The sequence below is a fragment of the Micromonospora sp. CPCC 205561 genome, from assembly GCF_036906775.1.
Classification (GTDB): Bacteria; Actinomycetota; Actinomycetes; order Mycobacteriales; family Micromonosporaceae; genus Micromonospora.
Genome location: NZ_JBAKHV010000047.1, coordinates 38,468 through 50,322, shown reverse-complemented (window position 1 = coordinate 50,322; position 11,855 = coordinate 38,468). Strand labels below are relative to the sequence as shown.

The following is an 11,855-nucleotide window of genomic DNA, read 5'->3' as shown; positions in this document are numbered from 1 at the left end:
GGGCCATGAGCGCCGGGTGAGCTGATCACCGATGACCGCGGTGATCAGCGAGCGGGACACCCGTGACCCGCTGTGCCGGCTGCCCCGGCTGCTGGACCACGACTCCCTGACCCTGCTGCACGAACCGGACGGCGTCGCCGCCACCGTGGCCCGTGGCCGGATCGCCGGCGAGAAGGTGGTCGCCTTCTGCACGGACGCGACCGTCAAGGGCGGGGCGCTGGGCCTGCCGGAGTGCCTGCGCATCCGTGACGCCGTCGAGCTCGCGCTCGCCGAGGGCGTGCCGGTGATCGGCCTGTGGCACTCCGGCGGGGCGAAGCTCGCGGGCGGCGTCGAGTCGATGCACGGCATCGGCGCGATCTTCGCGGCCATGGTGCGGGCGTCGGGGCGGATACCCCAGATCTCGGTCGTGCTGGGTCCGGCGGCGGGCGGCGCCGCGTACGGTCCGGCGCTCACCGACATCGTCGTCCAGGCGCCCGCCGGCCGGATCTTCATCACCGGGCCGGACGTGGTGCGCAGCGTCACCGGCGAGCAGATCGACATGGCCGGGCTGGGCGGGCCGGAGGCGCACTCCCGCCGGTCGGGCGTGACGCACGTGCCCGCCGACTCGGAGGAGGACGCCTACCACCAGGCGCGGCGACTGGTGGCACTGCTGTCCCGGCCCGGCACGTTCGACCCGGCCCGGGCCGGCGCGCCGCGCGACCTGCGGGCGCTGCTGCCGGACTCGCCGGTGCGCGCCTACCCCGTCCGGCCGCTGCTGACCGCGCTGCTCGACGACGCGGACCTGCTGGAACTCCAGCCGAAGTGGGCACCCAACATGGTCGTCGGCCTCGGCCGGCTGGGCGGCGGCACAGTCGGCGTCGTGGCGAACAACCCGCTGCGCAAGGGCGGCTGCCTCGACTCGCTCGCGGCCGAGAAGGCGTCCCGCTTCGTGCGGATGTGCGACGGTCTCGGCGTACCGCTGCTCGTGGTGGTCGACGTCCCCGGCTACCTGCCCGGTGTCGCGCAGGAGTGGGGCGGGGTGGTGCGGCGCGGGGCCAAGCTGCTGTACGCCTTCGCCGAGGCCACCGTCGCGCGCGTCACGTTGATCACCCGCAAGTCGTACGGCGGCGCCTACATCGCGATGAACTCGCGGGCGCTCGGCGCGACGTCGGTGCTGGCCTGGCCGGACGCCGAGGTCGCCGTGATGGGCGCCGAGGCGGCCGTCGGCGTCCTGCACCGCAGGACGATCGCCGCGACCGAGGAGACCGGCCGGCCCGAACTCGTCGCGCGACTCGTCGAGGAGCACCGGCGGGTCGCCGGTGGCCTCGGCCGGGCGCTGGACCTCGGCGTGGTCGACGAGGTCGTCCGCCCGGAGCACACCCGCGCCCGCCTCGTCTCCGTCTTCGCCGACGCCGCCGGCCCAGCCCGGCGGCGCGGCACGCACGGGAACATCCCGCTCTAGCACCCCGATCCCCTGACCGGTCCGCCCCTGGAGTGACGTCGATGCCCGACAACGAGGAAAAGCTGCTCGACTACCTCAAGCGGACGACAGCCGAGCTGCGCGATACGCGGCGGAAGCTGCGTGACGCCGAGGAGGCGGCGCACGAGCCCATCGCCATCGTCGGCATGGCCTGCCGGTACCCGGGCGGGGTGCGCACCCCGGAGGACCTGTGGGAGCTGGTCGCCGCCGGACGCGACGGAATCGGCCCCTTTCCCACCGACCGTGGCTGGAACGTGGCCGAGCTGTATGACCCGACGCCGGGCGTGGCCGGAAAGTCCTACACCCGCGAGGGCGGCTTCCTGCCGGACGCGGGGGACTTCGACGCGGAGTTCTTCGAGATCAGCCCGCGCGAGGCGCTGACCATGGACCCGCAGCAGCGGCTGCTGCTGGAGACGTCGTGGGAGGCGCTGGAGCGCGCCGGCGTCGATCCGGTGTCCCTGCGGGGCAGCGCCACCGGTGTCTTCGCCGGGATGATGTACCACGACTACGCGGGCAACAGCTCCACGGGCGCGATCGCCTCCGGCCGGGTGGCGTACGCGTTGGGGCTGCAGGGCCCCGCGGTCACCCTCGACACGGCGTGCTCGTCGTCGCTGGTCGCCCTGCACCTCGCCGCCCAGGCGCTGCGCGGCGGCGAGTGCTCGCTGGCGTTGGCCGGCGGGGTGACGGTCATGGCGACCCCCGAGACGTTCGTGGAGTTCTCCCGGCAGCGGGGCCTGTCGCCGGACGGCCGGTGCAAGTCCTTCGCCGCCGCCGCCGACGGCACCGGCTGGTCCGAGGGGGTCGGCATGCTGGTGGTGGAGCGGCTCTCCGACGCGCGCCGCAACGGCCACCGGGTGCTCGCCGTCGTCCGCGGCACGGCCGTCAACCAGGACGGCGCCTCCAACGGCCTGACCGCCCCCAGCGGGCCGGCGCAGCAGCGGGTGATCCGGGCGGCGCTGGCCAACGCGCGGTTGTCGGCCCAACAGGTCGACGTGGTCGAGGCGCACGGCACCGGCACCACCCTGGGCGACCCGATCGAGGCCCAGGCCATCCTCGCCACCTACGGCCAGGAACGGGAGCGCCCGCTCTGGCTCGGCTCGATCAAGTCCAACATCGGCCACACCCAGGCCGCCGCCGGCGTCGGCGGGGTCATCAAGATGGTGCTCGCCCTGCGGCACCGGATACTGCCGAAGACGCTGCACGTGGACGCGCCGAGCGCGCAGGTCGACTGGAGCAGGGGCGCGGTCTCCCTGCTGACCGAGGCGGTCGACTGGCCCCGCGGCGGTGAGCCGTCCCGCGCCGCCGTCTCGTCGTTCGGCGTGAGTGGCACCAACGCCCACGTGATCCTGGAGGAGCCGCCCGCCTCCGACGACGTACCGGACGCCGCGCAGCCCGACACCGGGGCGACCGGGCCGGTGCCCTGGGTGCTCTCCGGGCGTACCCCCGACGCCCGGCGCGAGCAGGCCGCCCGGCTGGCGACCCACCTCGACCGGCATTCCGCCGCCCTGGCGGAGGTCGCCGCCGCCCTGGCGGCGCGCAGCCGGTTCGAGCACCGGGCGGTCGTGGTCGGCGCGGACCCGGCCGAGCTGCGGGCCGGCCTGGCCGCCGTCGCGGCGGGCGAACCCGCGCCCACCGTCGCCGCCGGCACCGCGCTCGGGGACGAGCCGCGGGTCGCCTTCATGTTCCCCGGCCAGGGCTCGCAGTGGGTGGGCATGGCCGTCGAGCTGATGGAGACCGCCGAGGTGTTCGCCGCCCGGATGGACGAGTGCGCGAAGGCCGTGGACGCGTTCACCGACTGGTCGCTGCTCGACGTCGTCCGGGGGGTGCCCGGCGCGCCGTCGCTCGACCGGGTGGACGTGGTGCAGCCCGTGCTGTTCGCCGTGATGGTGTCGCTGGCGGCGCTGTGGCGGTCGTACGGCGTCGAGCCCGCCGCCGTGGTGGGGCACTCGCAGGGCGAGATCGCGGCCGCCGTCGTCGCCGGCGCGCTCTCCCTCGACGACGGCGCCCGCGTGGTCGCGTTGCGCAGCCGGGCGATCGCCGCCGGTCTGGCGGGACGCGGCGGCATGGCATCGGTCGCGGCGCCCCGGGCGGACGTGGCGGCGCGGATCGCCCCGTGGGACGACCGGATCTCGATCGCCGCCGTCAACGGGCCGGCCGCCACCGTCGTCTCCGGCGAGCCCGCCGCCCTGCGGGAACTACTGGCCGCGTGCGAGGCCGACGGCGTACGGATGCGGATGATCCCGGTCGACTACGCCTCGCACTCCGCGCAGGTCGAGGCCATCCGGGACGAGCTGCTGAGCGTCCTCGCCGACGTCCGGCCGCGCGGCGCCGACGTGCCGCTGTACTCCACCGTCACCGGCGCGGTCGTCGACACCGCCACCCTCGACGCCGGCTACTGGTACACCAACCTGCGCGGCACGGTCCGCTTCGAGGAGGCGGTCGACCGCCTCCTCGCCGACGGGCACGACGTCCTCGTCGAGATCAGCCCCCATCCGGTGCTCGGCATGGGGGTGCGCGAGATCCTGGACCGCGCCGACACCCCGGCCGCACTGGTCGGATCGCTGCGGCGCGACGAGGGCGGGCTGTCGCGGTTCCTGCTCTCCCTGGCCGAGGCGCACGTGCGCGGCGTCGCCGTCGACTGGTCCCGGCACACCCACGGCGTACCGGCCCCGCTGCCGACGTACCCGTTCCAACACCAGCGGTACTGGCAGCTCGCCGCGGCCTCCGCCGTGGACGCCCGCGGCCTGGGCATCGACGTCGTCGGCCACCCGCTGCTCGGGGCCGCGCTCACCGTCCCGGAGCGGGAGCTGGTCGTGCTCGCCGGCCGGATCAGCCCGGAGACGCACCCCTGGCTGGCCGACCACGCCGTCCTGGACACCGTCCTGCTGCCCGGCACGGCGCTCGTCGAACTCGCCGTCCGCGCCGGCGACGAGGTCGGCTGCCCGACCGTCGAGGAACTCGTCATCACCAGCCCGCTCGTCGTCCCGGCGCAGGGCGGGGTGGCGCTGCGGCTCACCGTCGAGGCACCGGACGAGGACGGTCGCCGCGCGTTCGGCGTCTACGGCCAGACCGACACCGAGGCGACGGTCGGCATGTGGACCCGGCACGCGACCGGCGTCCTCGCCGCCGCCACCGACGCGGGGGAGCGCCTCGTCGAGTGGCCGCCCGCCGACGCGCAGGCCGTCGACCTCGGCGACCTGTACGACCGGCTCGCCGGGCTCGGCCTCCAGTACGGTCCGGTCTTCCAGGGCCTGCGGGCCGCGTGGCGGCGGGGCGACGAGACGTTCGCCGAGGTGGCTCTGCCGGAGGGCATCGAGGCCGACGGCTTCGGCCTGCACCCGGCGCTCTTCGACGCCGCCCTGCACGCCCTCGCCGCCGACGCGGGGGACGGTGCGCCGCGGCTGCCGTTCTCCTGGGCCGGGGTGACGCTGCACGCGACGGGCGCGACGAGCCTGCGCGTCCGGCTCACCAGGACGGGGGCGGACAGCGCCGCCCTGCTCCTGGCGGACCACGTGGGCGCCCCGGTCGCCTCCGTGGCGGCGCTCACCGTACGCCCGGTGGCCCCGCAGGCGTTGCGGGGGCGCAGCGGCTTCGTCGAGTCGCTGTTCCGGCTGGACCGGTCGCCGCTGGCCGTCGGGCCGGCCGAGCGAGGTACCTGGCAGACGCTGGGCAGCACGCCGGTCTTCGACGCGCCGCCGGTGGCGCTGGCCGACGCGACCGCCGACACGCTGTTCCTGCCGTGCCTCTCCGACGCGCCCGGCGTCGCGGCGGCGTCCGAGCTGACCGAGTACGCGCTGGGGGCCATCCAGCAGTGGCTCGCCGCACCGGACCTGGCCGACACCCGACTCGTCGTGGTGACCCGCCCGGACGACCTGGCCGGCGCGGCGGTCCAGGGCCTGGTGCGCGCCGCGCAGGCCGAGAACCCGGAGCGGATCGTCCTGCTGGAGGCCGACCAGACGGCGGACGCCCTGGTCGCCGCGGCACTGGCGAGCGGCGAGCCCGTGCTCACCATCCGCGACGGCGTGGTGAGCGCCCCCCGCCTGGCCCGGGTACCCGACTCCGACGCCGCCGGGCCCGCCGCGTTCGGCCCGGACAGCCGGGTGCTCGTCACCGGGGGCACCGGCACCCTCGGCGCGTTGGTCGCCCGCCACCTGGTCACCGAGTACGGCGTACGCGAACTGGTGCTGACCAGCCGCCGCGGGCTGGCCGCCGACGGCGCGGTCGAGCTGCGCGACGAACTCGCCGACCTGGGCGCCATCGTGACGGTGGTGCCGTGCGACATGGCGGACCGGGACCAGGTCGCGGCGCTGCTCGCGGCGCACCCGGTCACCGGCGTCGTGCACACCGCGGGTGTGATGGCCGACGCCACCATCCCCACGCTCACCCCCGAGGGGCTGGCCACCGCGCTGCGCCCCAAGTTCGATGCGGCGTGGCACCTGCACGAACTGGCCGGCGAGCTGACCGCCTTCGTGCTGTTCTCCTCGGCCGCCGGCATCTTCGGCAGCGCCGGCCAGGGCGCCTACGCGGCGGCCAACGCGCTGCTCGACGCGCTCGCCGCGCGGCGGCGGGCCGCCGGGTTGCCCGCCCACTCGCTCGCCTGGGGGCTGTGGGCCGAGCGCAGCGAGATGACCGCCGACGTGGACGGCGCGCAGCTGGGTCGGTTGGCGCGCATTGGCATGGGCGAGCTGTCCAGCAAGGACGGCCTGGCGCTCTTCGACGCCGCGATCCGGTCGGCCGACGCGCTGCTGGCGCCGGTGCCGATGGACCTGACCGTGTTCAGTCGGGGCGACGTCGAGCCGCCGGCGCTGCTGCGCGGCCTCGTCCGCGCCCCGGCCCGCCGGGCCGTGGGCGGCTCCTCGCTGGCCCGGCGGCTGACCGAGGTGCCCGCCGAGCGGTGGCACGAGGTGGTGCTGGAGGTGGTGCTCACCCGGGTCGCGTCCGTGCTCGGCTACGCGCGGGCTGACCGGCTGCCGGCGGGCCGCGCCTTCAAGGAGCTCGGCTTCGACTCGCTCAGCGCGCTCGACCTGCGTAACCAGCTCAGCGCGACGACCGGGCTGCGGTTGCCCGCGACGCTGGTGTTCGACTACCCGACGCCCGAGGCGCTGGCCGGTTACCTGGTGCAGCAGGTGGGTGGGGCGCGCGCCGCGACGACGGACGTCACGCCCGACCGGCACGACCACGAGCCGATCGTCATCGTGGGGATGGCGTGCCGTTTCCCCGGCGGCGTGCGGGACCCGGAGGACCTGTGGCGGCTGCTGGCCGGCGGCGGCGACGCGATCGGCCCGTTCCCCACCGACCGGGGTTGGCACCTCGACGCGCTGCTCGACCCCGAGCCGGGCAAGCCGGGCACCAGCTACGTCGACCAGGGCGGATTCCTCTACGACGCGGCCCACTTCGACCCCGGCTTCTTCGGCATCTCCCCCCGTGAGGCGCTGGCGATGGACCCGCAGCAGCGGCTGCTGCTGGAGACGTCGTGGGAGGCGCTGGAGCGCGCCGGCATCGACCCGACCGCGCTGCGCGGCAGCCGCACCGGCGTCTACGCGGGCGTCATGTACAACGACTACACCACTGTGCTCGGCGACTCCGCCGAGTCGGTCGACGGCTTCCTGGCCGCCGGCAACTCCGGCGGGGTGATCTCGGGCCGGATCTCGTACACGCTCGGGCTGGAGGGCCCGACGATGACCGTCGACACCGCCTGCTCGTCGTCGCTGGTCGCCCTGCACCTCGCCGTCTCGGCGCTGCGCAACGGGGAGTGCTCCCTCGCCCTCGCCGGCGGCGTGTCGGTGATGTCGACGCCGAATCCGTTCCTGGAGTTCTCCCGGCAGCGCAACCTCGCCCCCGACGGGCGGTGCAAGTCGTTCGCGGGCGCGGCCGACGGCACGTCGCTCTCGGAGGGCGTCGGCGTGCTGGTGGTCGAGCGGCTCTCCGACGCCCGCCGCCACGGGCACCCGGTGCTGGCCGTGGTCCGCGGCTCGGCGGTGAACTCCGACGGCGCCTCGAACGGGCTCACGGCGCCGAACGGGCCGGCCCAGCAGCGGGTGATCCGGGCCGCCCTGGCGGACGCCCGGCTCTCCCCGTCCGACGTCGACGTCGTCGAGGCGCACGGCACGGGCACCACCCTGGGCGACCCGATCGAGGCACAGGCCATCCTCGCCACCTACGGCCAGGAGCGGGCGACGCCGGTGCTGCTCGGCTCGGTCAAGTCGAACCTCGGGCACACCCAGGCCGCCGCCGGGGTGGCCGGCGTCATGAAGGTGGTGCTGGCGCTGCGGCACGGCCTGCTGCCGCCGACCCTGCACGTGGACGAGCCCTCGCCGCACGTGGACTGGACGGCGGGCGCGGTACGCCTCGCCTCGGCCGCGGTGCCCCTCACCGCCGCCGAGCGGCCCGTGCGGGCCGCCGTGTCGTCCTTCGGTATCAGCGGCACCAACGCCCACGTCGTGCTGGAACAGGTCGAGCCGGAGGCCCCGGCCGACGAGCCGGACGTCCCGTTCACGCCGTGGCTGCTCTCCGCCCGCTCCGAGGAGGCGCTGCGGGAGCAGATCCCGCGGCTACGCGCCCACGTCGGCGCGGACCCGGCGCTGCGCCCGGTCGACGTCGCGTACACGCTCGCCACCGGTCGGGCCGGCTTCCCGCACCGCGCGGTGCTGCTCGGCGACGAGGTGGTGACCGGCACGGCCGACGGCGGAAGGCTCGCGATGGTCTTCACCGGCCAGGGGGCGCAGCGGGTCGGGATGGCGCGGGAGCTGATGGCGTTCCCGGTCTTCGCGCGGGCCTTCGACGAGGTGTGCGGCGAGTTGGACCGGCATCTCGACCGGCCGCTACGGGAGGTCTGGGACACCGAAGAGCTGCACCAGACCGGCTGGACGCAGCCGGCGTTGTTCGCGGTCGAGGTGGCGCTGTTCCGGTTGTTCGAGTCGTGGGGCGTGCGGCCCGACCTCGTGGCCGGGCACTCGATCGGCGAACTGGCCGCGGCACACGTGGCGGGTGTCTGGTCGCTGGCCGACGCGGCGAAGGTGGTGGCGGCGCGGGGCCGGTTGATGCAGGCGTTGCCGGCCGGCGGGGCGATGGTGGCGGTGCGGGCGACGGAGGACGAGGTCACGCCGCTGTTGTCCGACGACGTGGCGATCGCCGCGGTGAACGGGCCGGAGTCGGTGGTGCTCTCCGGCGAGGAGGCCGCCACCCTCGCCGTGGCCGAACAGCTCGGCGGGCGGGGCCGCAGGACGCGGCGGCTGACCGTGTCGCACGCGTTCCACTCGCCGCTGATGGACCCGATGCTCGACGAGTACGGCGCGGTCGTCGCGCAGGTGGAGTGCCGGGAGCCGACCATCGAGCTGGTCTCGACGGTGACGGGCCAGGTCGCCACGCTCGACGCCGACTACTGGGTGCGACAGGTACGCGAACCCGTCCGGTTCGCCGACGCGGTCGCCACGCTGTCCGCCTCCGGGGCCACCACCTTCCTGGAGATCGGTCCCGACGCGGTGCTGACCGCGCTCGGCCGGAACGTGGCCGAGGGCGCCTGGATCCCGGTGTGCCGCAAGGGCCGCGCCGAGACCGAGAGCGTCGCCGCCGCGTTCGCCCGGCTCGCGGTACGCGGCACGACCATCGACTGGTCCACGGTGGTGCCGGGCCGGACGGTGGAGTTGCCCACCTCCGCGTTCCAACACCAGCCGTACTGGCCCCGGCCGGGCGCCAGCACCGGCGACGCGAGCGGGCTGGGCCAGACACGGACGAACCACCCGCTGCTGGGCGCGACGGTCGAACTGCCCGACGGCGGCGCGGTGTACACCGGCCGACTCGCGTCGACCACCCACCCGTGGCTGGCCGACCACGCGGTCGCGGACCTGGTGCTGCTGCCCGGTGCGGCGCTGGTGGAGCTGGCGGCGTACGCCGGCCGCGAGCTCGGCTGCCCGCGGGTCGAGGAGCTGACGCTGGAGGCACCGCTGGTGCTGCCGGACTCCGGCGGCGTCCAGGTGCGGCTGACCGTGAGCGAACCCGCGCCGGACGGCGGGCGGGACGTCAGCGTCCACTCGCGGGCCGAGGACGAGCACGGGTGGACGACCCACGCCTTGGGCCGGCTGACTCCGGTCGAGGCCACCGGCGCCGACCTGCGGGCCTGGCCGCCGGACGCGGAACCGGTCGACGTCTCCACGACGTACGACGACCTGTTCGCGCGCGGCCTCCGCTACGGCCCGGTCTTCCAGGGGCTGACGGCGGCGTGGCGGCGTGGGGACGAGGTGTTCGCGGAGATCGCTCTGCCCGAGCAGGCGCACGACGACGCCGGCCGTTTCGGCCTGCACCCGGCGCTGCTGGACGCCGCCCTGCACGCGGCGGCGGCGACCGGCGACGGCGCACCGGTGCTGCCGTTCTCGTGGCGCGGGGTCACCCTGCACGCCACGGGCGCCACCCGGCTGCGGGCCCACATCGTGCCCGGTGACGGCACGGCGGCGATCACCCTGGCCGACGCGACCGGTGCCCCGGTCGCCTCGGTCGAGGCGCTGGCGGTGCGCCCGGTGTCGCCGGAGCAGCTCGCCGCACTCCGCCGCGACCGTCACGAGTCGCTGCTGCACCTGGAGTGGACGCCGCTGACCGAGCCGCCCCGACCGCGTACCGTCGCGGTCCTCGGGGACGCGATCGGCGGCCTCGACGGGCCGACGTACCCGAACCTGGCGGCCCTCTCCGAGGCCGTCGACGCCGGCGCCGCGGTGCCCGAGGTGGTGGTGGCGCGGTGCGCCCCGGAACGGGGTGCGACGGAGGACGTGCGGGCGCGGGCGGCCACCCACCAGGTTCTCGCCCTCGCCCAGCAGTGGCTCGCCGACGAGCGGTTCGGCACCTCCCGCCTGGCCGTGGTGACCAGCGGCGCGGTGGCCACCCGCGCCGACGCCGACGTCACCGACCTGGCCGGGGCCGCGGCGTGGGGCCTGATCCGCTCCGCGCAGTCCGAACACGGCGACCGGTTCGTGCTGGTCGACGTCGACCAGGACGCCGGCCCGGGGCTGCCCGCCGCCCTCGGCTCCGTCGAGCCGCAGCTGGCCGTCCGCGGCGCCGGGGTCCTGGTGCCCCGCCTGGCGCGCGCCGCTGTCGTCGCCGACGCCCCGGAGACCGGGATCGAGGGGCCCGTCCTGGTCACCGGCGCCACCGGCGTGCTGGGCCGGCTCGTCGCCCGGCACCTGGTCAGCCGGCACGGCGTGCGCGAGCTGGTGCTGGTCAGCCGCAGCGGCCCCGCCGCCGAGGGCGCGGCCGAGCTGCGTGCCGAACTGGTCGCCCTCGGGGCCGAGGTCACCGTCGCCGCGTGCGACGTAGCCGATTCCGCGGCGCTCTCCGCGCTGCTCGCCGCACACCCGGTACGCGCGGTGGTGCACACGGCGGGTGTCCTGGACGACGGCGTCCTCTCCTCGCTCACCCCCGAGCGGGTCGACCGGGTGCTGCGGCCCAAGGTCGACGCCGCGACGAACCTGCACCGGCTGACCGGGGACCTGACGGCGTTCGTCCTGTTCTCCTCGGTCTCCGGGGTGCTCGGCGGGCCCGGCCAGGGCAACTACGCCGCCGGCAACGCCTACCTGGACGCGCTCGCCCAGCACCGGCGGGCGAACGGCCAGCCGGGGGTGTCGCTGGCCTGGGGCCGCTGGGAGCAGGCGGGCATGGCGGAGCAGCTGACCGAGGCCGACCTGCGGCGGATGTCGCGCTCGGGCGTCGACGCGCTCTCCGTCGAGGAGGCACTGGCCCTGTTCGACGCGGCGCTGTCGCACCAGGGCATGGTGGCGCCCGTCCGGCTCGACCACCGGGCGCTGCGCGACCGCGCCGCCGCGGGAATGGTGCCGCCGCTGCTGCGCGGCCTGGTCCGGGTACCCGCCAAGCGGGTGACCGAGTCCGACGCGGGCGCGGTCGACGCGCTGCGGCAGCGGCTCGCGGGCCGGGACGCCGAGGAGGCCGAGGCCATCCTGCTCGACCTGGTCCGCACCCACGTGGCAGGCGTGCTGGCGTACCCCGACCCGGCCGCGCTCGCCGCCGACCGGCCGTTCAACGAGCTCGGCTTCGACTCCCTGACCGCAGTCGAGCTGCGCAACCGGGTGAGCGCCGCGACCGGGCTGCGGCTCTCCGCGACGCTGGTGTTCGACCACCCGACGTCGAACGCCCTGGCCGCGCACCTGCGTGCCGAACTCTCCGGCGAGGCGGGTGACACCAACGCGGTGCTGGCCGCCTTCGCCGAACTCGACCGCCTCGAGGCGGTCCTGCCGACCGTCGACGAGCAGTCCCGTACCCGGTTGTCGCTGCGGCTGCGGGACGTGCTGTCGAAGCTGGGCGGCGAGTCGGCATCCACCGGCGGCGATCTTGATGCCGCGACCGACGACGAGGTCTTCGCTCTCATCGACAGCGAACTGGGGATCTCATGACA

2 protein-coding genes are annotated in these 11,855 nt (G+C 75.8%); both read left to right on the top strand.

The features are described 5' to 3' along the window. The first annotated feature begins 31 nt into the window (after positions 1-31). Positions 32-1,441 (top strand): carboxyl transferase domain-containing protein, encoded by a 1,410-nt coding sequence (locus V6V16_RS21805; RefSeq protein ID WP_334564804.1) that lies wholly within the window; start codon positions 32-34, stop codon positions 1,439-1,441. Positions 1,442-1,482: 41 nt separating this feature from the next. Then, positions 1,483-11,853, top strand: coding sequence for an SDR family NAD(P)-dependent oxidoreductase (locus tag V6V16_RS21800; protein ID WP_334564803.1), 10,371 nt, complete (start codon positions 1,483-1,485; stop codon positions 11,851-11,853). Positions 11,854-11,855 lie beyond the last annotated feature (2 nt).

Coding starts and splice junctions, on each gene's coding strand:
- V6V16_RS21805 (WP_334564804.1), top strand. CDS start 32: ATGACCGCGGTGATCAGCGAGCGGGACACCCGTGACCCGCTGTGCCGG.
- V6V16_RS21800 (WP_334564803.1), top strand. CDS start 1,483: ATGCCCGACAACGAGGAAAAGCTGCTCGACTACCTCAAGCGGACGACA.